Annotated in this window: 33 protein-coding genes; 13 read left to right on the top strand and 20 right to left on the bottom strand. The window is 64.3% G+C overall.

Features of this window, described 5'->3' with window-relative positions; genetic code table 11:
* Positions 1 to 301: 301 nt before the first annotated feature.
* On the bottom strand, positions 302 to 1,309 hold the full coding sequence (locus tag ABIB66_RS14105) for an acyl-CoA desaturase (protein WP_354203778.1): 1,008 nt from the start codon (positions 1,307 to 1,309) through the stop codon (positions 302 to 304).
* Between the two features lie 268 nt (positions 1,310 to 1,577).
* Here ABIB66_RS14105 and ABIB66_RS14100 point away from each other — a divergent pair, with 268 nt between their 5' ends.
* The gene (locus ABIB66_RS14100; RefSeq protein WP_473317977.1) at positions 1,578 to 2,312 is read left to right on the top strand and encodes a lytic transglycosylase domain-containing protein; all 735 of its coding nucleotides are present in this window, start codon (positions 1,578 to 1,580) and stop codon (positions 2,310 to 2,312) included.
* Between the two features lie 139 nt (positions 2,313 to 2,451).
* Here ABIB66_RS14100 and ABIB66_RS14095 read toward each other — a convergent pair whose 3' ends face one another.
* The 4 genes from ABIB66_RS14095 to ABIB66_RS14080 form a co-directional block, all read right to left on the bottom strand.
* Complete coding sequence (locus ABIB66_RS14095; RefSeq protein ID WP_275171874.1) at positions 2,452 to 2,727, bottom strand: hypothetical protein; 276 nt, start codon at positions 2,725 to 2,727, stop codon at positions 2,452 to 2,454.
* Between the two features lie 91 nt (positions 2,728 to 2,818).
* Entirely contained in the window at positions 2,819 to 3,145 is a 327-nt protein-coding gene (locus ABIB66_RS14090; protein WP_354203782.1) for a hypothetical protein, read from the bottom strand.
* 90 nt (positions 3,146 to 3,235) lie between these two features.
* On the bottom strand, positions 3,236 to 3,889 hold the full coding sequence (locus ABIB66_RS14085; RefSeq protein ID WP_354203784.1) for a cell envelope biogenesis protein TolA: 654 nt from the start codon (positions 3,887 to 3,889) through the stop codon (positions 3,236 to 3,238).
* A 306-nt stretch (positions 3,890 to 4,195) separates the two neighbouring features.
* Positions 4,196 to 4,732: a helix-turn-helix domain-containing protein gene (locus ABIB66_RS14080; RefSeq protein ID WP_275171871.1), complete on the bottom strand. Its 537-nt coding sequence runs from the start codon at positions 4,730 to 4,732 to the stop codon at positions 4,196 to 4,198.
* Between the two features lie 199 nt (positions 4,733 to 4,931).
* Here ABIB66_RS14080 and ABIB66_RS14075 point away from each other — a divergent pair, with 199 nt between their 5' ends.
* Positions 4,932 to 5,282: a zinc ribbon domain-containing protein YjdM gene (locus ABIB66_RS14075; protein WP_275171870.1), complete on the top strand. Its 351-nt coding sequence runs from the start codon at positions 4,932 to 4,934 to the stop codon at positions 5,280 to 5,282.
* A 145-nt stretch (positions 5,283 to 5,427) separates the two neighbouring features.
* Positions 5,428 to 5,613: a hypothetical protein gene (locus ABIB66_RS14070; RefSeq protein ID WP_275171869.1), complete on the top strand. Its 186-nt coding sequence runs from the start codon at positions 5,428 to 5,430 to the stop codon at positions 5,611 to 5,613.
* Between the two features lie 21 nt (positions 5,614 to 5,634).
* Here the strand turns inward: ABIB66_RS14070 and ABIB66_RS14065 are convergent, their stop codons facing one another.
* From ABIB66_RS14065 to ABIB66_RS14045, 5 genes are all read right to left on the bottom strand, one after another.
* A complete protein-coding gene (locus ABIB66_RS14065; protein ID WP_354203787.1) occupies positions 5,635 to 6,555 on the bottom strand; it encodes a DMT family transporter in 921 nt (306 codons plus the stop codon).
* A 56-nt stretch (positions 6,556 to 6,611) separates the two neighbouring features.
* The gene (locus tag ABIB66_RS14060; protein ID WP_167552239.1) at positions 6,612 to 6,758 is read right to left on the bottom strand and encodes a hypothetical protein; all 147 of its coding nucleotides are present in this window, start codon (positions 6,756 to 6,758) and stop codon (positions 6,612 to 6,614) included.
* Positions 6,759 to 7,007: 249 nt separating this feature from the next.
* Entirely contained in the window at positions 7,008 to 7,262 is a 255-nt protein-coding gene (locus tag ABIB66_RS14055) for a hypothetical protein (RefSeq protein WP_275171867.1), read from the bottom strand.
* Between the two features lie 172 nt (positions 7,263 to 7,434).
* On the bottom strand, positions 7,435 to 7,638 hold the full coding sequence (locus ABIB66_RS14050) for a hypothetical protein (protein WP_247297420.1): 204 nt from the start codon (positions 7,636 to 7,638) through the stop codon (positions 7,435 to 7,437).
* A 63-nt stretch (positions 7,639 to 7,701) separates the two neighbouring features.
* Entirely contained in the window at positions 7,702 to 7,872 is a 171-nt protein-coding gene (locus ABIB66_RS14045) for a Flp family type IVb pilin (protein ID WP_275171866.1), read from the bottom strand.
* Between the two features lie 345 nt (positions 7,873 to 8,217).
* On the opposite strand from ABIB66_RS14045, the gene ABIB66_RS14040 reads away from it, so the two are divergent.
* On the top strand, positions 8,218 to 9,522 hold the full coding sequence (locus tag ABIB66_RS14040; protein WP_275171865.1) for a M15 family metallopeptidase domain-containing protein: 1,305 nt from the start codon (positions 8,218 to 8,220) through the stop codon (positions 9,520 to 9,522).
* A 10-nt stretch (positions 9,523 to 9,532) separates the two neighbouring features.
* On the opposite strand, the gene pdxY is transcribed toward ABIB66_RS14040, so the two are convergent.
* From pdxY to ABIB66_RS14025, 3 genes are all read right to left on the bottom strand, one after another.
* Positions 9,533 to 10,345 (bottom strand): pyridoxal kinase, encoded by an 813-nt coding sequence (gene pdxY, locus ABIB66_RS14035; RefSeq protein WP_275171864.1) that lies wholly within the window; start codon positions 10,343 to 10,345, stop codon positions 9,533 to 9,535.
* A gap of 46 nt (positions 10,346 to 10,391) precedes the next feature.
* Positions 10,392 to 11,033, bottom strand: a complete 642-nt coding sequence (locus tag ABIB66_RS14030) for an FMN-binding negative transcriptional regulator (protein ID WP_275171863.1) — start codon at positions 11,031 to 11,033, stop codon at positions 10,392 to 10,394.
* A gap of 92 nt (positions 11,034 to 11,125) precedes the next feature.
* The gene (locus ABIB66_RS14025) at positions 11,126 to 11,770 is read right to left on the bottom strand and encodes a TetR/AcrR family transcriptional regulator (protein WP_275171862.1); all 645 of its coding nucleotides are present in this window, start codon (positions 11,768 to 11,770) and stop codon (positions 11,126 to 11,128) included.
* 97 nt (positions 11,771 to 11,867) lie between these two features.
* Here ABIB66_RS14025 and ABIB66_RS14020 point away from each other — a divergent pair, with 97 nt between their 5' ends.
* Entirely contained in the window at positions 11,868 to 12,533 is a 666-nt protein-coding gene (locus ABIB66_RS14020) for an O-methyltransferase (protein ID WP_354203792.1), read from the top strand.
* Between the two features lie 164 nt (positions 12,534 to 12,697).
* Positions 12,698 to 13,042 carry a DMT family transporter gene (locus ABIB66_RS14015; protein ID WP_275171860.1) on the top strand — a complete coding sequence of 115 codons (345 nt, stop codon included), beginning with the start codon at positions 12,698 to 12,700 and terminating at the stop codon, positions 13,040 to 13,042.
* A gap of 68 nt (positions 13,043 to 13,110) precedes the next feature.
* On the opposite strand, the gene ABIB66_RS14010 is transcribed toward ABIB66_RS14015, so the two are convergent.
* Both ABIB66_RS14010 and ABIB66_RS14005 read right to left on the bottom strand, forming a co-directional pair.
* Positions 13,111 to 13,419: a hypothetical protein gene (locus tag ABIB66_RS14010; RefSeq protein WP_275171859.1), complete on the bottom strand. Its 309-nt coding sequence runs from the start codon at positions 13,417 to 13,419 to the stop codon at positions 13,111 to 13,113.
* An 84-nt stretch (positions 13,420 to 13,503) separates the two neighbouring features.
* Positions 13,504 to 13,710, bottom strand: coding sequence for a hypothetical protein (locus ABIB66_RS14005; protein ID WP_342761057.1), 207 nt, complete (start codon positions 13,708 to 13,710; stop codon positions 13,504 to 13,506).
* A 111-nt stretch (positions 13,711 to 13,821) separates the two neighbouring features.
* Here ABIB66_RS14005 and ABIB66_RS14000 point away from each other — a divergent pair, with 111 nt between their 5' ends.
* Positions 13,822 to 14,100, top strand: a complete 279-nt coding sequence (locus ABIB66_RS14000) for a DUF3551 domain-containing protein (protein WP_275171858.1) — start codon at positions 13,822 to 13,824, stop codon at positions 14,098 to 14,100.
* Positions 14,101 to 14,119: 19 nt separating this feature from the next.
* On the opposite strand, the gene ABIB66_RS13995 is transcribed toward ABIB66_RS14000, so the two are convergent.
* The 3 genes from ABIB66_RS13995 to ABIB66_RS13985 form a co-directional block, all read right to left on the bottom strand.
* Complete coding sequence (locus ABIB66_RS13995; RefSeq protein ID WP_275171857.1) at positions 14,120 to 14,398, bottom strand: hypothetical protein; 279 nt, start codon at positions 14,396 to 14,398, stop codon at positions 14,120 to 14,122.
* Positions 14,399 to 14,572: 174 nt separating this feature from the next.
* Entirely contained in the window at positions 14,573 to 15,559 is a 987-nt protein-coding gene (locus ABIB66_RS13990; RefSeq protein WP_354254948.1) for an SH3 domain-containing protein, read from the bottom strand.
* 168 nt (positions 15,560 to 15,727) lie between these two features.
* The gene (locus ABIB66_RS13985) at positions 15,728 to 17,650 is read right to left on the bottom strand and encodes an FAD-binding monooxygenase (RefSeq protein WP_354203796.1); all 1,923 of its coding nucleotides are present in this window, start codon (positions 17,648 to 17,650) and stop codon (positions 15,728 to 15,730) included.
* A gap of 103 nt (positions 17,651 to 17,753) precedes the next feature.
* Between ABIB66_RS13985 and ABIB66_RS13980 the strand changes: the two genes are divergently transcribed.
* Both ABIB66_RS13980 and ABIB66_RS13975 read left to right on the top strand, forming a co-directional pair.
* Positions 17,754 to 18,218: a MarR family winged helix-turn-helix transcriptional regulator gene (locus ABIB66_RS13980; RefSeq protein WP_354203798.1), complete on the top strand. Its 465-nt coding sequence runs from the start codon at positions 17,754 to 17,756 to the stop codon at positions 18,216 to 18,218.
* A 177-nt stretch (positions 18,219 to 18,395) separates the two neighbouring features.
* Positions 18,396 to 18,824 (top strand): COG4315 family predicted lipoprotein, encoded by a 429-nt coding sequence (locus tag ABIB66_RS13975; protein ID WP_354203800.1) that lies wholly within the window; start codon positions 18,396 to 18,398, stop codon positions 18,822 to 18,824.
* 7 nt (positions 18,825 to 18,831) lie between these two features.
* On the opposite strand, the gene ABIB66_RS13970 is transcribed toward ABIB66_RS13975, so the two are convergent.
* A complete protein-coding gene (locus ABIB66_RS13970; protein WP_275171852.1) occupies positions 18,832 to 19,449 on the bottom strand; it encodes a L,D-transpeptidase in 618 nt (205 codons plus the stop codon).
* 354 nt (positions 19,450 to 19,803) lie between these two features.
* On the opposite strand from ABIB66_RS13970, the gene ABIB66_RS13965 reads away from it, so the two are divergent.
* From ABIB66_RS13965 to ABIB66_RS13950, 4 genes are all read left to right on the top strand, one after another.
* The gene (locus ABIB66_RS13965) at positions 19,804 to 20,823 is read left to right on the top strand and encodes a hypothetical protein (RefSeq protein WP_354203802.1); all 1,020 of its coding nucleotides are present in this window, start codon (positions 19,804 to 19,806) and stop codon (positions 20,821 to 20,823) included.
* A gap of 371 nt (positions 20,824 to 21,194) precedes the next feature.
* Positions 21,195 to 21,425, top strand: a complete 231-nt coding sequence (locus ABIB66_RS13960; RefSeq protein ID WP_354203804.1) for a DUF6894 family protein — start codon at positions 21,195 to 21,197, stop codon at positions 21,423 to 21,425.
* Between the two features lie 91 nt (positions 21,426 to 21,516).
* Positions 21,517 to 21,906 (top strand): hypothetical protein, encoded by a 390-nt coding sequence (locus ABIB66_RS13955; protein WP_275171851.1) that lies wholly within the window; start codon positions 21,517 to 21,519, stop codon positions 21,904 to 21,906.
* 110 nt (positions 21,907 to 22,016) lie between these two features.
* A complete protein-coding gene (locus ABIB66_RS13950) occupies positions 22,017 to 22,265 on the top strand; it encodes a hypothetical protein (protein ID WP_354203806.1) in 249 nt (82 codons plus the stop codon).
* A gap of 28 nt (positions 22,266 to 22,293) precedes the next feature.
* Here ABIB66_RS13950 and ABIB66_RS13945 read toward each other — a convergent pair whose 3' ends face one another.
* Positions 22,294 to 22,479 carry a hypothetical protein gene (locus ABIB66_RS13945; protein ID WP_219683905.1) on the bottom strand — a complete coding sequence of 62 codons (186 nt, stop codon included), beginning with the start codon at positions 22,477 to 22,479 and terminating at the stop codon, positions 22,294 to 22,296.
* Positions 22,480 to 22,593 lie beyond the last annotated feature (114 nt).

The following is a 22,593-nucleotide window of genomic DNA, read 5'->3' as shown; positions in this document are numbered from 1 at the left end:
TCCGGTTGGTACGCACGGAGCACGCTTCGCGCCGAGCCGCGCTCACAACGCGACTGCGGTTACTCAGGCGAGGATCGGAGGTTCGATCTCGCTACGCTCGGGGATCACAGGCTCAACGGCCCCATCGGGCCAGAGTTCCCTCCGAACACAACTTAGGTTTGGATTTCACGGAAGCAGCAGTTTCTGCGGCTTGCGGCGGCTAGGGACCGTAGCCCGGATGGAGCGCAGCGAAATCCGGGATCTCGCGCCAAGCTGGTCTGGTCCCGGATTGCGCTGCGCTCCATCCGGGCTACAGCGCCCTTTAGACCATTGCTTCGGTATCTGCCACTGGACGTTTTCCGCCGTCCGGATCTCCGGAGCGAACAGCCCTGCTCCCCGCCGCGAAGATGTCGTGCACCAACCCGAGCTTACCAAGCCCGAGAATGATCAGGCCGTTGATGTCGATCTCGTACCAGGCGTGCGAAATGTAGGCGTCGCGCGGAAACCGGTGATGGTTGTTGTGCAGGCCTTCGCCGAAGGTGAGGATCGTGGTCACGAACTCGTTGGTGGTGCCGTCGTCGAGATCGAAGCGGCGGTAGCCGTAGCGGCCGTCGCTGTGGCAGACCGAGTTGACCAGCGATGTCGCCATGGTCATGAGGTAGCTGCGGAACAGGCCGGAGAACAGGATGCAGCCGGTCATCGTGTGCACGCCGCCGAACGCGTAGCCGATCGCGCCCGGAATGATCACCGCCGAGAGCGCGTACCAGTACCAGCGCGTCCTGGTGAAGAACATGGCGATCGGGTCGGCCAGGATATCCTTGGCGTAGTATCCGGCATCGGTGGTGGCCTGATCCCACACCCAGCCGCCTTGCGCGTGCATCATCCCCTTGGCGAAGGTGACATAGGGGTTGCCGTCGCCGTCATAGTAAGGGCTGTGGACGTCGCCGGGCTTGTCGGAGTGAAGATGATGCCGGCGATGATTGCTCACCCATTTCAGGATCGAGCCCTGCACCGCCATGGTGGCGATAGCCGCGAACAGCGTCCGCATCACCGGACCGCAGCGAAAGCTGCGGTGGACGAAGTAGCGATGCATGAAGCCGATGCCGACCGTGGACAGCGCGAATGTGCCGGCGAAGACCGAAACCTCCACCCAGCCGATGCCTTGCCAGAAGGCCCAGACCAGCGCCGCGATCGAACCGCCGATCATGATGACGAAGGAGATGTAGGAATCGCGAAACTTGGCCTCGACCACCGGCCCTTCGACCAGCACGCCCGGCGGCATTTTCCGCTCCGCAGCTTCCGCCGACACCACGCTTTCGATTACGGTCATTCCAGTCGATCCATTCACACAAAATTAACCCTGCTGCGGCGCACACTACAACCTCGGGTTATTTCCATCAAGGATGCGAGCTGCCGTGGGAGTACGGAGCGGCGACTTGAAAGGGCGCGACCAGAGGGAAAAGAAGCCGGATTTCAAGGCCTGGTGACCGCGTTAACCAGGTGCAAAGCCTCCGCAATGCACTCCCGGAAGACCGATGCCAGGAAGAAGCAAGCCCCTCCTCCCTCGCCTTCGCAAGCTGCGGCGACGCGCGCGATGGATGCGAAAGACTTTCGCGCGCGCACCGCGGATGATCCAGATCGCGGGCGGCGCGGCGATGCTGCTTGCGATCGTCGTGCTCGTGAACATCGCCTATCAAACCATGCGCAAGCCGACCGAGCTGTTCGTCCTTGTCGGCCACGCGCTCGACAAGGAGCCATCGGAGACCTGGCGGCAATACGGGCCGCTGTTCCGCAAGCATGCTACCGCGACGATCACACCCGAATTGCTGGCGGCGCTGGCGCAGGTCGAGACATCGGGCAATCCGCTCGCGCGCACCTACTGGCGCTGGCGATGGAGCCTTAATCCCCTCGCGATCTACCGGCCCGCCTCCAGCGCCGTCGGCCTTTTCCAGATGCTGGACGCAGCCTACGCCGACGCCGCGCGGTTCTGTATTCGCAGCAACGCGGTCACGGAAGCCGGCTGCGGTTCGACCTTCCTCTATGTCCGCGCGATCCCGAGCCACGCCATCGAGCTGGCATCGGTGTATCTCGACCGCAATGTCGCTGATGTCTTAAGCCGCGCGGGTGATGTGAAGGCGAGTGCGCGCGAGAGGCAGGATCTCGCCGCCTTCATCCATCTCTGCGGCGCCGGCCCGGCCACCGCCTACGCGCGCCGCAAGTTTGCGATGATCCCCGACGAGCGCTGCGGCGATCACCTCGTCGCAAGCTATGTCGCCAGGGTCAACGCGATGAAGCGGCAGTTTGTGCGGCTTGCAGCGGATGACGATCCGTAGGGTGGGTTAGCCTGCGGCTGCGCGAAGCGCAGTCCGCCAGCGTAACCCACCATGCTTCAGCGAATGCGGCAAGAAATTGGTGGATTACGCTGCGCTAATCCACCCTACGCACTGTTCTATGCCGCGTTCGTCGGTGGCTTCACCACCAGTACGGCCAGCGCCAGCCCTCGTAGCGGACATACGACGACACCAAAGGCGGCCCGTAGGGATCGACCCGGTCATCTTCCGGGCGATAACGATAGCGTGGAACGATATTGTAATCCCACGGCGTCGGCCTGAGCACGGGGACATCCACCCTCAGCCGTTGTTCATCCACCACGCGGACCTTCCGCGTTCGGGCTTCGGCATCCGATATCCCGAGATTGCACAGCACCAGGGCGGTTCCGAGCGCACACGCGACAGTCATGATCTTCATGCGTTGGTCTCCTTCCCGCCAGAGTGCAAAAGGATGCAAAGCAAGGCAAGCGAATTTGTCCGAGGTCTTTCCGCGCAGCGCAGACCGACCGTCACGCGCCGGTCTTGCCATCCAACAACGCGAGCGCCCGCGGTACCTGATCGCGGTCGGCAACCAGCACATATTCCTGCCGCGCCAGGCTGGCGCCGCTCGCGATCACGATCGATTGTTTCGGGCACAGGCCGAAGCATCCGGTCACGATCAGCTTAGCCGGCTTGGTGCGGTCGCGCTTGTTCGCCTTCAGTTCGGATTTCAGCGCACGCCTGACGTCGCGGCCCTCGTCGCTGCGCTTGAGGCATTTGCGGCACACCAGGACCGGCGCCGCGCGGCGCGGGCGCACGATCATCGGGCTTGCAGAATTCGAGGGCTTTTCAGGCATTGGCAGACCTATATGGCACTTCAGTCCATATAGGGATGGAACCGCGATCTCGCCGCTGAGCACGACGACCTGCCACGCATGACCAGGCATTTACTCCCGCGCGCGACGCACGGCCTCAGATAGCTTCATCCTCTGCTTGTCCCACCGGCTCTGCTCCGCCTCGGCGCGTTCGTCCAGCGCAACTCGCTCCGCTTCGATCGCCTCCGCACGGGCGTCGTGCTCCCGCCTCGCTTCGTCCAATGCGGCCTGCGCAGTTGCGACCGCCTTGTCCCGGCGCGCGCGCTCCTTGGCGCGAGCGGCCTCTTCCTTGCGGCGCTCGGCTTCCCGCCGCCGCTCTTCCTTCTCGAACGCCGCGGCGGCCTTGCGCGCCTGTTGATCGTCGACCTTGCGGGGTGGTTGCTTTGCCGCATTTGAAGGACGCTCTTTTGGCTTGGATTTCGCTTTGGACTTGGCCTTGCGCTTCGGCGTGGCCTCGTCGTCAGCGAGATCGGTCGGCAACTCGGAATGCTCGGTGAACGCCCCGTCCGATCCGACCGGACGCCGGAGCACCACGCCCGGCTTCTCCATCGTCGCCGCGACGATGTCGGGGTCGTCGGTCTCCTTCGCGGCGCCCTGATGAAACAGATTGGACCTGGCGCCCCAGGCGTCCAGCGCCGCCTTCATCGAGGGTGCGGCGATCGCCTGGTCGTAGAAGCCGAGCGAGGTCTGGTAGGTCTTCAGTTTTCTTTTTGGTGTCTTCGGCATGTCGCCCCACGGCCCGGCGAGGCACCATCACGCCAACCTTCGCCACGATGACATCATGCCCCTGTTTTGCCCGACGAGTCAAACTCGATTCGGTATCGCCGAAGTCGATGCGGGGCCCGTAGCCCGGATGGAGCGAAAGCGTAATCCGGGACGGTGCCCGCCGCAGGACTCCCGGATTGCGCTTCGCTCCATCCGGGCTACGGTCCAACACCAACGATTTTTCGGATTTCCAACACACTGAAATCCCTCGGGATTTCTACTGTGCATGGGGTTGTTTTCGAGGTTTTTGTTTTGGCGGGTCGCCACCTACGCCGCGTCGACATCCTCGGGCGCCGGCCCGGCAACGAGCCCGTCGAGACCAACCATCAGCAGATCGGCGATGTGCATCAGTTGATACAGCGGAATGTCCGCCTCGCCCTGCTCGGCCAGCGACACGAAGGCCGACGTGGCGCCGATGAGCTCGGCGAGCTGGCCTTGCGTGTAGCCGCGCTTGTCGCGCGCAACCTTGAGGCGCGCACCGATCCCGAGTCTGTGCCGGGACTGCTCGTCGGTGGTCATCATCACGGCCTGCTCGTCCGCGCTCGCATAGCCGGCCACGAACGCGCTGCCGATCAGCCTACCCTTGCGCCAGGCGACGCGGCAGTCCTTGCGCAGTCCGCTGCTGAAGACCAGGGTGAATTGGTCGGCGACCCAGAGCGAGGCGTTGAGGCCGAGGCGCGCCCCGGTGCCGGAGACATCGCGGATCGTGCAGGGCGCGCTGATGATCTTGCCGGTGCCGTTGTCGAATTCGACGATGCCGGTGCGCAACGTGTGATGTCTGACTGCGGCGCGATGCTCGCTCATGACCAGAACGCTCCCTTCCGCGGCAACGTCGAACGAACGCCGCGTAAACCCGGACCTCGATACCGCAAACTTTTTCCTGAACTCCTAAATTTCCAAGGGTTCCACCAGGACTGAAAGCCATGGTAAAGGATTTGCTCCCAATCCATCTTTTTCCGGCGGAAAGCGTGCGGCGCGCCCGTGACGGGCGACGAGGCAAACGATGACCGACGCGATGAAATGTCCGACCTGCAACTCCGAGCACGCCTATCAGGATCGCGGCCTCTGGGTCTGCCCGGAATGCGGCCATGAATGGAGCGGCACGGCGGAGGCCCCCACGGACGCCGCGCAGCAGGCGGGCGTTCGCGATGCCAACGGCAATGCGCTCGCCGATGGCGACAGCGTCATCGTGATGAAGGATCTCAAGGTCAAGGGCTCCTCCTCCGTCGTCAAGGGCGGCACCAAGGTCCGCAACATCCGCCTGCAGGACGCGACCGACGGCCACAACATCGCCTGCAAGATCGACGGCATCGGCGCGATGAATTTGAAATCGGAGTTCGTGAGGAAGGCGTAAGCCGAGGCCCAGTGTTCAAAAGTGGACATACGCTGCTGCGCCGGACCGGTACCCATCAGTCGACATCCGCACGAACAAGTCTTGGGAGGCCGCTCTGCGAGGACCGCCAACAGGGGACGCCAATAGGCCAAACCCGACAGATGACATGTTCGACAATCTGAGCGATCAGGCCGTCTTGCGATTGTACGAAAACATCCGGCATCAGGTTGCCGCCGACAAGGCGCTCGGAGGCAGGTATCGGCTGCTCGGCAAATCCGCCAGCGAGCGCGCCGAGCGGCTCGGGCGGGAGCTGACCGGCCGCGGCGTCAAGTTCACCGCCATCGAATGGTAAGCGCCGTTTAGGGTCCGCGATCTATCGCTGCCGCTGCGCCAGATAGAATCCGCACAGCACCGTCACCAATCCCGCCGTCTGCAATAGTGTCGGCGGCTCGCCGAGCAGGAGCCAGCCGGTGAGCACCGTCAGCGCCGGCACGCAGGCGGGGACAACGGCGGCGCGGGCCACGCCGAGGCGTTGGACCGAGACGGCGAACAGATAAAGCGCAGCCGGGCCGGCAAGCACGCCCTGCGCCAGCGCCTGGATGGCGTTCTCACCGATACCGATCGCCGCGATCCGCGCCAGCCCGCCGGTCATGAGGTAGATCGGCAGCAGCAGCAGCGACAGCACGTTGATGACGAGCGCGGCCGACACGGCGGAGACACGCCAGTGGCGCAGCAGCGCGCCGAAACCTGCGAACATCAATCCGGTCAGCACGAAGGTGAGATCGCCGAGCACGCCGTCGACGCCGATATGGCCGATCGATTCCGCGCCGATCACGCCGAGCCCGCCGACGATGACCAAGGCGCCGGCGATGCGCGACACAGAGACATGCTCTTTCAGGAACAAGGCCGCGAGCAGCAGGCCGCCGAGCGTCGCGCAGGAGGGCTGGATCACGCTGCCATGGCCGAGCGGCACGAACAGAAAACCAGTGTAGGAGATCAGCGACATCACGGGGCCGCCGAGCACCATCAGCGCAAGGCCCCTGCCCCAGCCGATGCCGCAGAGATCGGAGATTCCGCCGCGTATCACCAGCGGCAGGAACGCGATGCCGGACCAGACATAGCGATGCACCAGCAAATCGACCGGCGTGAAGCCGACCTTGAGCCCGTGCCGCGTGCCGGCGAAGCCGAGCGCCCAGAACACCGCCGCGGCGAGGCCGCAGAGCACGCCGACAAGCGCCGGCGCCGCATCGTTCTTTTGAGTGAGAGCGTCGGCGCCGCTCGTCCGCTGATCCATAAGCAAGCCTTATGTCAGCACGCGACGAGGCTCAACCCACGCGGTTGCAGATCTGGCTAGAAAAATCCGGGGCTGAGATCGAGGCCATAGGTCAGGCTCAGAACGAACACGAACAGCGCGGCGGCTGCGAACAAGGCGAGATGCCTGAGAATGAACGCGCGCGGCGAGACGCTTGCAACAACGGCTTTCTGTGCAACAGGCATGACTACTCCATTATGAAAATGATTCTTGGCTGCTCAATCAGCGGCGCCCGCATCAAGCGCCGCGATCTGCAAAGCAACTATTAAAGAGATCACACTCGCTTTGAACGGCCGTACACAAGTGGCACGCGATCATGACTCGCTGTGCCAAAAAAAAGACCGCGCTCCCAAAAGGGAACGCGGTCGCGGCAGCCTCGGAGAAAAACGAGCCTGCATCACGTTAGCTTGATGTTGGCTTGTGGCGCCCCCAGATCAGCGGGCGCTGCCGGTCGTGACATCAGCCGTCTTCACCTTGCGCGGCGAGAGAACGCGGGCCTGGTGGATCGAAGCAACGTTGGTGGGTGCCGAGGCCTGCTGCTCGACATGCGCGGCACCGAGCACGCGCACCTGCATCGGGGACACCGGAAAGCCGTTGGCCTCATAAGTCGGCAGCTCGCCGGCGAAAGCCGCGGTGCTGCCCGCGATCGTCAGGATGGCGGCGGCGATCGACAGAGTCTTGTTGTTCATGGGTGATGCTCCTTCAGTGGAAGATTCGGAGCACATTTAAGCGCGTTTTGCTGCATTGCGACATGCGTTGTTGCAACGCAACAACGCGCCGGGTGCATGGCAATATGTTTAATGCGCGCGACGCTTTGGCAAAATCACCGCCCGGCGCGACATGACGCTTTTATGGGCGGCGTCAGCCGCCGAGCACGTGGCCCCAGCCGTCGAAGACGTAGGCCTTCCAGATCACGGTTCCGTCCTGGCCCGGCCGGCTGGCACGCCTGAAATCGTCGGCCTGCTCAGCGGTCCACGTGATGATCGTATCGGAGAGCTGGTCGTGCAGGATGGCGGGCTCGGTGGGGTCGAAGGCGTCCATGGGACGAAGCGAGGAATGCGTCATGGGCGCCTAACGCGCTAGCCGCAGCAAAGTTGCCGCAAGGCGTCGGGCGCCACTCCACACAGCTCATTTCAACGCCGTCGCCAGCGATTGCAGTTTTGCGACGAGGTTGGTGCCGAGGGCGTAGATGATCTCGATGATCGCGAGCGCGATGCCTGCTGCGATCAGTCCGTATTCGATCGCGGTGGCGCCGGATTCATCGGCGGCGAATTCAGCCCATTTGCGTTTCAGTGTCATGCGCGTGTCCTTCCCAACTCTGCCGGAATCGCCGGCGCGGGAGACTTGCACGACCACAATCCAAGATTGAGTAAATTCAACCGCCTCAAGTTGACGACAATGAATACTGCATTTGCAGGCCCTTTCGGCTGTGCCACCCCTGGAACGCAATGGAACCCGCGTTGCCCGCGCGCAACACTTGCTCGAAAAGCCCGCTTTCGCCGAATTGCGCCATTGCGCCGCCACACCGTCCTCCGAACAATCGACGCGCGGCGTGCCTTTTCGTGCAAGACTGTTTGTCAAGACTGTTGGTCAAGACTGTTCGGAGAAGACGAGGTTCGACAGAACCGTTTGGAGGCAGGGATCATGAATGATCGGCGGTCTCTTCTGGTGGCGGTCTCCTGCCCCTCGGCGGTTCTCGCCGGCTGGTTGGCGCTCTCTTTGTCCGCCTATGCCCCTGCCCTCATCGAGAACAGCGGCGCCAATGCTTCTGCCGTCTCGCGCGCGAAGGATCTCAGCCGGCTTGACCTCGCAGACATCCCGCACGCTGCGGCCATCGAGGACGGCGTCGCCCTGACCGCCGATATCGCGGCCGCCGTCGCTGCGACACCAGGCACGGTCACCGCTGAAGCGGCAGCGCCCGAGGCGCCAGCTCCGGCCATCAAGCTCGCCTCGGCCGACCCAGTGCTGATCTTGCCGACCGAAGCGCCGCTCGCGCCGCAGATTTCGCCTGACCCGACACCAGTCGCCAGCGAGGTTGCTCCGGCTCCGGCGCCGGAGCCCGTGATAAAGCTCGCATCCGCCGATCCCACCGAGATCGTGACGACGGACGCGCTGTCGCCCGCGACGATCGCGACCGGCCCTGCGCCTGCCGCGAGCAAGGCCTCGCCGTCGGCGGACACGACCGCAGTACTCGACGAATGCTACGTCATGGAAGCCTGTATCGACCGGTATCTCTGGGCGCTCTACCAGCGCACGGCCAAGGAAGACTCGATCAAGGTCACAGATCGCCGCGCCGTCACCGTCAAGCGCAAGGGCAAGGTGGTGACCGTGATGCGCAGCTTCACGAAACTGGTCGACGAGGACTTTGGCTGGAAGGATCCGAAGGCGGCCGACCGCGCCGGCATGTCGATGATGGACTACGTCATCGGCGGCATGGACAAGAGTTTCAAGAAAAAGCTGTTTCGCACGTTGCTCGCGGCTGAGGCTGCCGGGCTTTCGCCGGGCATCACCAGCGCGTTCCGCGACGACTATCGCCAGTCGATCGCGAGCGGCCTGAAGGCCGCCTCCGACCGCTCCTATCACGGCGGCAGCACGCGCGGCGGCTACGGCCACGGCATGGCGGCCGACATCGTCAGCACCAAGGGCGACAACCGCGCGCAACGCTGGGTCTCGACCGAGGTGCTGTGGAAGTGGGTCGATGCCAATGGCAAGGCGCTCGGCATCGGCCGCCCCTATCTTGGCCGCGATCCCCCGCATGTCGGCCCGGTCGACGGGACGGAATACGTCTCCCGCCGAGGCACGTCGGACCGTAAGGAAGCCAACGTCAAGCCCAGGAAGGCGCGGGCCGTGGCAAGCGCAAAGCCGCCAAAGGCGCAGGCGACGCGCGAGCAGAAGGTCCCGGCAAAGCCGCAGAAATCAGCGCAATCGGCCGCGAAGCGCGCGACCTGAGTATGGCGGTCTACCGTCCGGGCGTCGGCAGCGGCACGAGCCGCATTTCGGCGGTGCCGGCCTCCTGCGTGCGCACCAGCACTGCGAAAATGGTTTCGACTGCGAGCCGCACCGCCGCCTCGGTCACTGTGCCCCTAGCCAGATGTGCCGCGATCAGGCCGGTGAGGAGATCACCGGTGCCTGAGGGGCGGATCGGCAGGCGCGGCGTCGCAAAGCGCGACAACTGACCGTCGGCGCACAGAATCGTTTCCACCTGCCCTTCCGCCGTATCAGTGAGCGTGCAACCGGTGGCGACCACGTCGATGCGACCGGTTCCGGCCAGCGCCGCGCACGCCGCGCGCAGACCCTGCGCATCCAATATGTCGAGGCCTGTGAGCAGCCCGAGTTCGAACTGGTTCGGCGTGGTCAGATTGGCAGCCGGCAGCAGCCGGTGCCGGACCACGTCCAGGATGCCGTCCGCGACATAGACCCGGCCGTCATCGCCGATCACGGGATCGCAGAGATAGACCAGCTTTGAATTGCGGGTCAGCGCCCGCTCGACGAAATCGGCAATGACAGCGGCATTGCCGGGCGAACCGAGATAGCCGGTGACGATTACCGCGGCCTCGTCGACGAGATCGCGCTCCTCGACGCCTCTCAGCAGATCTGCAACGAGCTCGGTCTCCAGCACCCGCCCGCGCACGGTCGGATAGCGCGGATGGTTCGACAGCAGCGTTGTCGGCACCGCCGCGACATTCACCCCTTCCGCCTGCATGGCATAGGCAGCGGCGCTGTTGCCGACATGGCCGTGGACCACCTGGCTTTGAATGGAGATGACAAGCATGAAAGTCCGTAGGGTCAAATGCCGCGCGAGACAAGGGTCGCCCGGATCACCAAAGACCATACCCAAGCCCGGGCCGCAGCGCCTGCATCTTCCGCGCCAGCCGCCGATGCCCGGTCTCCTCCGACCGCGCCAGCCGGTCCACGACCGCGACGTGATCCGCATCGCTCTTGTGCTGGTTGAGCTTGGCCTGCCCCTCGACGGTATCTACCACGAGATCGATGACGCGAATGGCGGCCAACATGGTCTCGCGCTTGTCCGGCTCCATCTGTGCCAGGTCCCAGGGCGCCTTCGGCAGCCGCGCTTCGGCGACCGCGAGTAGCGTATCGCCGTGCCCGCGGTTCTCGTCGAGCCCGCGCAGATGCGCCACGCCGGACAGGTGCACGGCCTCGTAAAGCCAGGTCGAGACGTTGTCGCGCGAAGAATACCAGTCATTGGAGATGTAGGCGTCGTCGCCGACAACAATCAGCAGGAAGCGCCGCGTGCCGTCCGCGAGCAGAGCGAGCGGATTCCTGGCGGTGAAATGGATTTGCACGATCGTGCGCCCGTCGCGCTGCTCCAGCACGAACGGCACGTGCGAGGCGCGCGGCCCGCGCTCATCCGCCGCCACGATCATGCCGAAGCCCCGTCGGGTTGCGAATTCCAGCGCTTGCTGCTCCTCGATGCGGAATTGGGGGCGGAGGACATGCATGGCGGCGCGCTCGTTGACTGGCTGGAGGACAAACCGAGGCTAACTCATGATCCAGTCAAGTCGGAAACGATATTGGCCCGCGAACGCGGATGTCAGGAATGACTTCGTCGCCGCGCAAGCTCATCGATATAGGCGCAGAACATGTCGGCCATTGCGTCGGCATGACGCGCGATCTCCGCCTCGTTGCGCGGTGTCTCCGAGAACCGCTTGCCAACCTCGCTCAGCGTCGTCTTGATCAGCTCGCCGGCAAGCTCCCGCGTCGCATCCGGCGCCTCGGGCAGGGCCTCCCGCATGAAGGCCGCGACGATGCCCTTACCGGCGGCCCGCGCGTCGTGTGCTTCGGGCGCGTCGCGATAAAGTGGTGCGGCGTCATCGAGCGCCCCACGGATCGCAGCCTCCTCGCACTCGGAACGAATGAAGGCGTGGACCAGCGCGCGCAGCCGCACCAGTGGCGGTTCCGCCCGGTGCGCCAGGATGCCGCGCAGGAGCTCGCTCGTGCGCCGCCACTCGTCGCTCTGGAGGCGGAACAGGATCGCCGCCTTGTTCGGAAAATATTGATAGAGCGATCCGACGCTCACTCCGGCCCGCTCGGCCACCCGCGCCGTCGTGAAGCGCTGCGCCCCCTCCTTGGCCAGGACCTGAACAGCCGCATCCAGAATGGCCGCCACCAGCTCGTTCGAGCGGGCCTGCTGCGGATGTTTTCGTGAGGAAACTGAACGGCTTCGGCGATCGGCCATGGCGCCCTCGGGCAATGCGAATAGCGAATGCGACGAATTAGTCGTATTTCAATTCTCACGCAAGCACTCGCCTCGCGGCGACATCTGGAGACTACACATGACCACCCCGACCATCATATCACTTGCGCCACTGCTCGATCGTCTGTTCGACCAGGACGAAGCGGCGCGCGGCGCGATGCAAGCCGCCTTCGCCGATGTGACCGACGCCGACCGCACACGGATGATGCAGAGCAAGACCGCTTACCGCGACCTCTACGGGCGGCTGAAGGACGCACCGCTCGCAGTCTCCCGCGAGACCGGTCACCTGCTTTACATGCTCGCACGCAGCTCCCGCGCCAAAGCGATCGTCGAGTTCGGCACCTCGTTCGGCATCTCGACCCTGCACCTTGCCGCGGGCTTGCGCGACAATGGCGGCGGTCGCCTCATCACCACCGAATTCGAACCGTCCAAGGCGGCCCGGGCGCGCGAGAACCTCGCGGCCGGCGGGCTGCTGGACCTCGTCGAAATCCGCGAAGGCGACGCGCTGAAGATGCTTCAAGTCGACCTGCCCGACACGATCGATCTCGTGCTGCTCGACGGCGCCAAGGCGCTCTACGCCGATATCCTGGATCTGGTCGAAGGCCATCTCCGGCCGGGCGCGATCATCGTAGCCGACAACGCCGACGACAGCCCCGACTATCTGGCGCGCATGCGCAGGCCCGGAAGCGGCTACATGTCCACGGCCTTTGCCGAGGACGTTGAACTCTCCGTACGGATCAACTAACGCCGCCACCAATGAGCCGCCGCGCGAACCATCGCGCGGCGGTTTCGTGCTGCGCTCCGCCGTGTCGCAGGCTCGTCACTGACACGTGATAGCTGGACCCGGGCAAACGTCACATTCCCCGTACCGCGCGGTATCTTTCTCTGCGCAACACGCCCGAGCCCGTGATGACTTCCGCCTTCAATGCCTACGCAGCGCTTGCGCTCGCTATCGTCCTCGAGGTCACGGCGTCCGCCTTCCTCCAGCAATCCGTGCAGTTCACGCGGCTGTGGCCGACACTGGCGATGGTGCTGTTCTATGTCGCCTCGTTCTACGCGCTGTCGGTCGCGATCCGGGTCATCCCCCTGAGCATCGCCTACGCGATTTGGGGCGGGGTCGGCATCATCCTGACGGCAACCGTCTCCTTCGTGCTATTTCGCCAGATGCTCGACGCTGCGGCCTTCGTCGGCATCGCGCTGATCGTGTCCGGGGTCGTGGTCATCAACCTGTTCTCGGCGACCACGGTGCATTGACGCCGGCAGCACTGTATTCACCGGCAAGGCCTTCGGCTTCGCGACGCCCTGCGGCAGCCGACTCACGCCTACTGGCTTTGCGACGACTTGGGAGGACGCGGCCCGGATCGCTTCGCGCCAGGTTTGGCCGCAGCCGGCGCCGTATCGACCGATTCCAGATAGGCGGCAAGCGCCTTGGCTGTGTCCGAACTGGTTGCGTAATGGTCCTTCAGGAACCAGGACAGCGTCAGGGTGAAGCGTCCCTTGGCAAGGCCGCGCGGGCTGCGATGGCAGGTCGCGCACCCATCGGCGAAGAGCTTTTGCGGCGACTTGCCGGCATCGAGATTTTGCGCGGCGGCAAATGTCGCCGTCAGGACGGCGGCGGCTGCAAGAGTCATCGTTGGAAGAGTCGTCAAGGGCGCGATCAGGCCGCGCCCCTGTCGAAAGTGCGAAATCAATGTCGTCCCTGCCCCGTATTGCGGTCAGGCCGCCAATAGCTGATCGAATTCGGGCGGGGCGTAGGCCTTGCCGTCCTGGTCGGTGATGACGACCTTCCACCCCTCGCTTGCCCAAACCTTTGCCTTCGCCACGATCAGCAACCGGCTCTCACGGGCAAAACTGCACTTCTCATTGTCGCGTTCTGCGATCATCTTGTAGGCCAATGCGCATCCCCTTGCGTTGCCCTGCACCCGGTCTCGTCGTGGCAGCGGGCTTTGGCGGCAATTCGCCGGGAGCGTGGCAATTTGATGCCATCCAAGGCAGCATTGTGCCTGGTTCCGGCCGAACGATGGAGGTTGATTGTGCGTCGCGTCATGAATGCGATTCTGCTTGTCGCGGGCTTGCCTGGTGCGGGCTTGCTCGGCGTGACGCCGACAGCCGCGCAGACCTACGACCCGCGCCATCCCGTCTGCATCGAGATCTACACGATCGACGGCCGCAGCATCGATTGCAGCTTTGCGACGATCGCGCAGTGCGCCGCGACCGCCTCCGGGCAATCCGCGCAGTGCTACGCCAATCCTTATGCCACGCAGAGCCGGCAGCTGAGCTTGGTTCCGTCGCCGCCGCGACGAAGCCGATAGCATCAGGTCTGCGCTCCGATCAGTGGACGCGAATGATGTGGGGGCGGCCAAGATCAATCAGCCCCTGCACCGCCGAGAGGCGGTCGTCGAGGGCTGCGATGGTCAGCAACAGATTGTTGCGGCGTTCGTCGAGAAGGCCCATCTCGGCGCCGGAGAGTTTGGTGCTCGATCGCTCCTTGTGAATCATCTCGAGAGATTGGCGCAATCCGGCAATCAGGCCGGACAGCTGCTTGGCCTCCTTGGTCATCGACCGCTTCGCGACATTGTGGCGGCGCGTCTCCGCCTGGTTCTGTCTCATCGTCGTCATCCTCCCGTGCCCCGCTGCCCCGAGTGGAATGCTTGCAGCTTTGAGTAGACATATTACGATCGATGAAATCTGCCCGCGAAGAACTTTCTTAAATTATACGCGCCGGGAACCCGGTCCGGCCCAAGCAGAAAGCCCGGCGCGAGGGCCGGGCTTTCGTTGGCAAATTTAGTGCTTCTGGTGGCCGCCACCTGGGCCGCCTGCCGGCGCACCGCCGCCGCGCGGCGCGGCGTTGATGTGAGGAGCGCCGCCGCCATGCGGCATCGCGGGCGCAGCCGCGCGCGGCGCCGGTGCCGGCATTTGGGCACGAGCATTCATCGGCGAGCCGTGGCTCAAACTGGGCTGGGCCACATGCGGCATCGCGGGCCGGCTTGCGGGAGCGGCTGACACCCGCGGCGCCTCATGCGGCCGCGCCATCGGTTGCGCACGCACAGCCGCGCGGCTCGCGGCCTGCTCGTGCATGATGCGGGCCTGTGCATCGCGCGGATTGCGGCTCTGCAGATTGGTCCGCTCATGCGCGATGCGCTCGGTTCGTCCAGCACGGCTCCGGTCCGTCGTCACCGCAGTCTCGCGCTTGGCGATGGCGGCGTCGTGCCGTGAAGTTGCGGCATCACGGCCGGAGACCGCGGCCGCGCCCTTGACACTGTCCCTGGCATTCGCTCCGTTGCGCCCGAGTGCGACCGCCGCATCGCGCGTTGCCGCGCGGCCGATGCGAGCCGCGCGCGGATCGATCGTCATCCGCGTCGCTTCGCGCTGATGCGAAGTCCAGTAGCTATTCCAATGGGCATGCCGCCGATACCAGGGCCGCCCCTCATAATACCTCGACCAATACGAGGTCAGCACGAAGGGAACGATCGGCACGTCTATCTCATCGACATAGTCGGGGAGATAGACGTAGTGATTGCGGTAGAGATATTCGAGATATTGCGACGACACCCAGCCACGGTCATCCGAGAAGCTCACGTCGCACCAGGCTTTGCTGCGCAGGCAGCCATGGATGTCGACGCGGGCGCCCTCGGGGATGCGATCGACCAGCGGAAAGCCCGAACCCGGCCCGGCGCGCAGGCCGGTCGAGACGGTGACCATGCCCGGTGCGGCCATTGCGGCCGTCGGGGCGAGCAGCAATGCGGCTAACAACACGCTTCGGAATTTCATGGCGTAGTCCTCCTCTTTCGAGTCGGAACGCGCTAGCGGAACGGGCGTTCCGCGTACGAAGGTCTCATCCGCCAAAAGATCGGGACGGATGCCGCGCGCGGTTCAATATTCATTCGCCGTTCATCGACACCGCGCGCAGAGAGAGCCTACGGGTGCGCCGCCGGCCCGTCAGTTCACTTGCAGCATGAAGCCGTCGAAGTACGCAGCAAGCGCAGCAAAATCGTCCAGCGGCAACACGGTCGCGACGTACTGATCCGGCCGCACCACGACCATGCAGCCGACCTTGCGATCGATGCCGCGCATGGTGAAAACGTCCTGACCATTCTTGAGGTCCGGACAGAACATCTTCTCGTAGTCGATCAGGCCGTACCGGCCCTTGCGCGGAAGCAGCAGCGCGGGCATCGCCTCGACGGCGAGCTCGCGATGATCTTGCTGGAAGACCGCCCGCAGGTCGATCACGCTGTCGACGTCGGCGGCCGCGGGCGTGTAACGCCGGACCGGCGACTCCCGCGCCTCGGAGAGAAAACTGCACAAGGCGCGAATGGCCGAGCCGGCTGCTGCGGGATTCTCAGCGCCAGAGAAAGCGTAGATGCGGAAGCGGCCATCCGCCGGCGCAGCGTGACCGAGATGCACGGGCTTCGCATCCGCAAGCCGGATCACCGGTGCGGAATGAAAGCGCGTGCCGATGACGAACCCTTGCGCGAGATGCTGGTGCGACGTCGCTCCGGTCAGAACCGACGGACGGTAATGCGTCGCGGTGCCCGCGGTGTAGCGACCGTGCCTTACGAAATAGTCCTGCGTCTTGGCGGCATCGGCGCCGCCGGCCTTGGCGGCGGACGCAAGAATCCCCGCCCATTCGCGGTCGAAATCGATCAGCTCTTTCGCGACCGCCTGGCGCTCGGCCGAATAGGAATGCAGCAGGCTCGGCGCAGACTGCTTCCGCAGAACGGCAGCGAGCTTCCAGCCGAGATTGAAGGCGTCCTGCATCGAAACGTTCATGCCCTGCCCCGCCTTCGGGCTGTGGGTGTGGCAGGCATCGCCGGCGATGAAGATCCGCGGCAGACGCGTAGCGATCTCGGTCTCCGGCACGTCGTCGAACTTGTCGGTCAGTCGCTGGCCGATCTCGTAGACCGACCACCAAGCGATCTCCTTCACATCGAGCGCATGCGGCTTCAGGATCCGCTGCGCTTTCGCGATCACGTCATCGGCGGTGATGTTGCGATTGGCGACGCGCTCGCCGATGTCGAGCTTGGCGAGTTCGACGTAGAGGCGGACCATGTAGCCGCCCTCGCGCGGGATGATCAGCAGGCTGCCGTCCTTGGCGGACTGGATCAGGGCCTTGAAGCGGATGTCCGGAAAATCGGTCACCGCCAGCACGTCCATCACGCCCCAGGCATGATTGGCGGAATCGCCAAGCAACTCGCGGCCAATCGATTTGCGCACCATGCTGCGGGCGCCGTCGCAGCCGACGACATAGCGCGCCTTGATGGTCTCGACCTTGCCCTCGTTCCCGGCATCGACCCGTTCGAGCCGCGACGTCACGGCATGGCCGGCGGGCCCCGCGGCCGGATCGACCTGAAGGTCGAGCAGGCGCCGGCTGTAATGGGGCTCGAGCCTGGCCGGCGCTTTGCGCATAACGTCGAGAAAGCCATCATGGATGCGCGCCTGGTTGAGGATGACGTGGGGGAATTCCGACAAACCGTCCTCGACGTCCTGCACCCGGCCGCTGCGGACGATATTTTCCGGCGCCCGCTCGTCCGGTTTCCAGAACGTCGTCTCGTTCACCCAACAAGCTTCCTTCAGGACGCGCTCGCTGAATCCGAAGGCGTGGAACATCTCCATGGTGCGGCATGCGATGCCGTCCGCCTGCCCGACCAGCAAGCGGTCCGGCTTCTGCTCGACGATGCAGGTCTTTATGTCGGCAAACTGCGCAAGCTGGGCGGCGAGCGTCAGGCCCGCAGGGCCACAGCCCACGATGAGGACATCCACTTCGTCAGGCACGGCCCCGGTGGCGCCGGAGGCCTGAATGCGCGCGGCGGGATCGGCGATGTCAGGATCGCCCGGCTGAAATCCATTGAGATGGAATTGCATGAGCACCTCTCCCGTCGATGTTCTGCTTGGATATTGCTCAGTATGCTGACTATCAGTATACTTGTCAACGACACCGGCCGACCTGCCCCAATGGAGAAATTCGGTGAAAGACAACAACGACATGCCCGGACATCTTGCGCGCCGATTCCAGCAGATCGCGGTCGCGGTGTTTCTGGCCGAGGTTGGAGACGCCGGCTTCGACCTTACGCCGGTGCAATACGCCGCGCTCGCGACCATCAAGGCCAATCCGGGCTTAGACCAGGTGACGCTCGCAGGATTGATCGCCTACGACCGCACCACCATCACCGGCGTGATCGACCGGCTCGTGCAGAAGGGGCTCGCGGAGCGCCGCGCCTCGAGCCGCGACCGTCGTGCCAGCGAACTGGAGGTCACCGACGAAGGCCGCCGCACGCTGCGCAAGATCACACCGGCCGTCGAATCCGCGCAACGCATCATGCTGCGCGGCCTCAGCGCCAAGGAAGGTTCGGATCTGATGCGGCTGTTGCACAAGGCCATCGCCGCCGGCAACGAGCTCAGCCGCGCCCCGCTGCGCCAAGCGCAGGCTTAGAGCGGTTTTCGAGAGGGGATATCGGTTCGCGTCAAGAAAACGCGCCAGGACGATCAGCCCCGTAATTCTACCCGTCATTGTCGTAGATCTGCGAAACCAGGAACTAACCTTCGGCTGTTAGGGTCGGCCGCATTCGGCGTTTAACGCGCGATTAACTTTGCCGGTCTGGAGTTTCGGATGTTCAGGTTCCTCATTGCGGCGGCGGCCATCGCACTCTCGACCGTTCCGGCGCTCGCGAATGGCCATGGTGGCGGCGATGCCCCTCCTCCGCCGAAGCCCGCGACCTCACCGGCGAAGGTGATCCTGACCAAGCAGGGTCCGACACTCGTCGACCTCAACGGGATGACGCTCTACTATTACGAGCGCGATACCACCGGCAAGTCGTCGAACTGCAACGGCAAATGCGTCGAGAGCTGGATTCCGCTATCGGCAACGGCCGATGCCAAGGCGATCGGCGATTTCACCGTGATCAGCCGCAACGACGGCAGCAAGATGTGGGCATATCGCTATCGTCCGCTCTACACCTCGCCGGCCGACAAGGCGCCGGGCGAGGCCAACGGCAATGCCACGACGCTGCAATGGCGCATTGCACGTCCCGAGAACTAGGGCGACCTCACCCGCGCCAGCTGGGCCGCGCCTCGACCTGCGCGTTCTGTCCGGGCGGCAGCACCACGACCATCGAATTGAGCTTCACGCGGTCATAGAGATCGATCACGTCCTCGTTGCGCATCCGGATGCATCCGGACGAGATCGCCTGCCCGATATATTCCGGCTGGTTGGTGCCGTGGATGCGGTAGAGCGTGTCCTTGTTGCCGGCATAGAGATAGATGCCCCGCGCACCCAGCGGATTGGCAGGACCGCCGGGCACGCGCGCCGGATAGGGTCCGAGCCGCGCCTGGATGTCCGCCGTCGGAACCCAGTCCGGCCATTCCGCAAGACGACCGACCCGCGCCACTCCGGAGAACGCCATGGCTTCCTCGCCGACCGCGACGCCGTAGCGGATCGCCTTGCCGTCGGGCAGCACGAAATAGAGATAGCGCGCATCGGTATCGACCAGGATCGTGCCCGGCTGCTCCTTGCGCGGATAATCGACGATGTGACGCAGATATTGCTCGGGCACGCTCGCCTGCGCGTAAGGCGTATGCGCGAGCAGCTGCCGGTCGCGCGGCGTCATGCTCGCGTCCGTCGATGGCGAAAGCGTCGTCTGCATGCAGCCGCCCAGCGGAAGCATGGCAAGGACGAATAGAACGAATAAGGATCTTGGCACCGCCGGCCCCGATAGCGATAGCAGCACCCCCAGCAACACCAGATGCTGCCAAAATCGTGCTGAAAACAAGGCATTGCGGAACACGTGCCCGTGTTTGATGTACCGGGTTCCATCACCACAAACGGCGCAAGAGCGTCGCACAGTCTCCATCCCCTCGCCTTGCTTTGGTCAAACCCGGCTGGACTCGTGCGTCATGTGCTTGGGCCTCGGGGAATGGATGGGCTCGTCTCACGGATCCGCTCGCGCGAATGCGGACGGCCAAAACTTCAACTACTCAACACCTGGTCTTCAAAAAACCCAGGCTTTAAAGGAGCTGCGATGCTCGCGACGCTGAACTCTCGGCAAATCGTCGATGAGATCGTGAAGGACACGGTCACGAACAACGACCCGCACGACGCCGTGCAGATTTCGCCTGACATTGTGCTGGCCTCGCGCCCTCTCAGCGTCGCGCCCGCGCTCGCGCCTGAGATCACGACTCGTCCGGAAGTCAAAATAGATCCGGCGTTCACACTGAAGTCCAGAATGGATCCGGAGCCGAAGTTCAGTCCCGTCCGCGAGCCGCAGGCGGCAGCGCCCTCGGTCGACACCGCGGTGCGCGTCGCACCCGGTGATGGTCTCAGCCGGCAGAAGCGCTCCTCCGCCGGTAAATGGCTGCGCGGTGCGTTCGTCACGATGCTGTTTGCGGGCGGAAGCGCGGCCGCCACTGTCGCCTGGGAGAAACATGGCGACACCGCAAAACAGATGCTCGCCGAATGGACCCCGGCAGTGGCGTCGCTGCTGCCTTCGACGTCGCAGACGGCACCGGTCGCCGCCGCACAGGCCGCGCCGCCCGCGGACCAGGCCGCGACGGATCAAGCCGCAACAGATCAAGCGGTCGATCAAGCTGCGGCTCCGCCTGCAACCCAGATTGCAGCAGCGGTGCCCACGGCAACACAATCCGATGCTGTACAATCGGTGCAGTCGATGACGCGCGATCTCGCCGCGATGGCGCAGCAGGTCGAGCAGCTCAAGGCCAACATCGCCGAGTTGAAGGCCGGGCAGGAGCAGATGGCACGCGAGATGGCGAAGCCGCCCGCGGCGAAGCCGGTTGCCGATGCCAAGCCGCGCATCGATCCGCGCGCGCAAATGTCCGCGCTGCCGCCGCGGCCCGCGGCGCCGCCGGTTCGCAAACCCAAGCCGGTCGTGTCGCACACCTACACGCCGGCTTATTCGCCGGCACCGCTCGCTCCGCCGCCGTCGCAGGCTGCCGCAGTGCCTCCGCCAGCTGCCATGACGACGACGCAGGCCGTTGCCGACGACGACGGACCTGTGGTGCGCCCGCCAATGCCGCTGCGCTGAACGATCGCACGCGAGGGCATGAAGCGTCGCGCCAGGGACGCTGTCCGAGTCGATGTGATGCGTTGAGTCCGGGTGACTACGGGAAGCAATGCTTCCATTGTTTTCCATCAAGAGAAAAGGCCGTCGGGATCTATGCCGGCGGCCTTCTCTTGCAGCTGCCGGTTCCCGGAGCCCGGTTCTGCTGCAATTCCATGGCTCATGATCACGCCGACATATTTAATAAAATCTTAACACGCTTGAATGTTGCACATCATTTCTGCGCCATAAGCACAGAGATTGCGCGCGCCGTTCATTCGATAAACATCGACTCAGTGGTACCATCAGTCATGTGTTGAAAGCCGAAGCTCAATTCGTCACACCGGGGAATTCGGATGCCTTACTATTCCTTCGATCTCGTGGTTGGTGAAGAGTTCAAGAACCAGGGCGATATCATCCTCGAAGACATCGAGGTCGCCTCCGATCGTGCCGTTCAACTGGCCACCGAGCTGTCACAGGTGAAGCCCGAGTTGCAAAGCAAGGGTTGCGCTGTGCGCGTCACCGACCGCGATCACAAAGAGGTCTACCGCACGCCGCTCGATCCCGTGCCGGCCTGGCGGCGCTAGCTCGCCGGCCGCTTCGCTCCCGCACGCCATCCCCATTGCGGAGCGGCGCGCCAGCCGCTAGCCTTCCCGAAAATTCGGGGAGGTACCAAGGATGCGGACTGGTTTTCTGATGACGGCTCTGTTGCTGCTGGCGGCGCCGGCCCAAGCGGCCGACCATCCACGTTCGACCTATGTCACGTTGGTCTTGCAGGCCTTCGCCGCCAAGGTCGAATGTCCCGGCACGGATGTCGTCTACCAGGATCTGGTGCAGAAGGCGGAGCAGATGCAGCTGCCCGAGGGCACCACCGAGAAGGTCCGCAAGGCGATCGCCTGGATGCACACCGGCGGCAAGATGGGCGAGAAGCAGGACGACGATCTGATGGCCGAAGTCGCGGTGGCCACCCAGGCGACCGACCTCAACCAACGCCGCCTCGGCATGCCCAGCTGGTGCGAGGCCCAGAAGACCAACCTCGCCGGCCTGATCCGCAGCAAGGGCGGCTAGGGTTCTCAAGTGGCGTTAAGCACGCCGCGCCGGAACTTTTGCTTCGGCCAATAATCGTCACAATCCTCGCCAGCATGCGGCTCTCTTCGAAACTCGAACAGGGGAGCCCCATGCGGATCAACCATGTCTTTCTCGCCGTCGCGTTTGCCGTCGCTTCGATGCTGACTGCGCCCGTGCTGGCGAAGAATTCCGATGCCCAGAAGGGCGAGGACAAATCGACCTCGTCGTCATCGTGCAGCGCCTATCAGCAGGCGCCGGACGGCTCTTGGGAGCCGCTCCCCTGCAAGGAGACGGGCGAGCGCTCCCAGCCGACACAGAATCGCACGTCGCCACAGGGCGCCGATCGCGGGGAGCGTTGAACGCGGGGAACCTTGACGCGCGAGGGTGTCAGCTCTGGTGCGGGCCGCGTATGATCTTCATCGCGTCGGCGATGTGACGCCACTCTTTGGCCTCGTCGCCCTCGCCGCGGCCCTCGCAGGCCCTGGCCTGTTCGGCGGCCTTCGCGATCGCCGCAAAACCATGCTGTTCCAGCATCTGGCGCGCGACGGTGTGGACCTGGACCTCGGTCATCATGGGCGTTCTCCCGTTTGACGAAACCGCGGTGCATCGCGCCGCCGCGGGTTGTTCACAACGATTGAGCCCCTGACCTCGTTCCGCAGCGTTCACGTCAGCAAGCAAAAGCGGCCC

It is taken from the genome of Bradyrhizobium sp. F1.13.3, assembly GCF_040548265.1.
GTDB lineage: Bacteria > Pseudomonadota > Alphaproteobacteria > Rhizobiales > Xanthobacteraceae > Bradyrhizobium.
The sequence above is the reverse complement of the archived record's forward strand: the minus strand, read 5'-3'. Positions and strand labels throughout refer to the sequence as shown.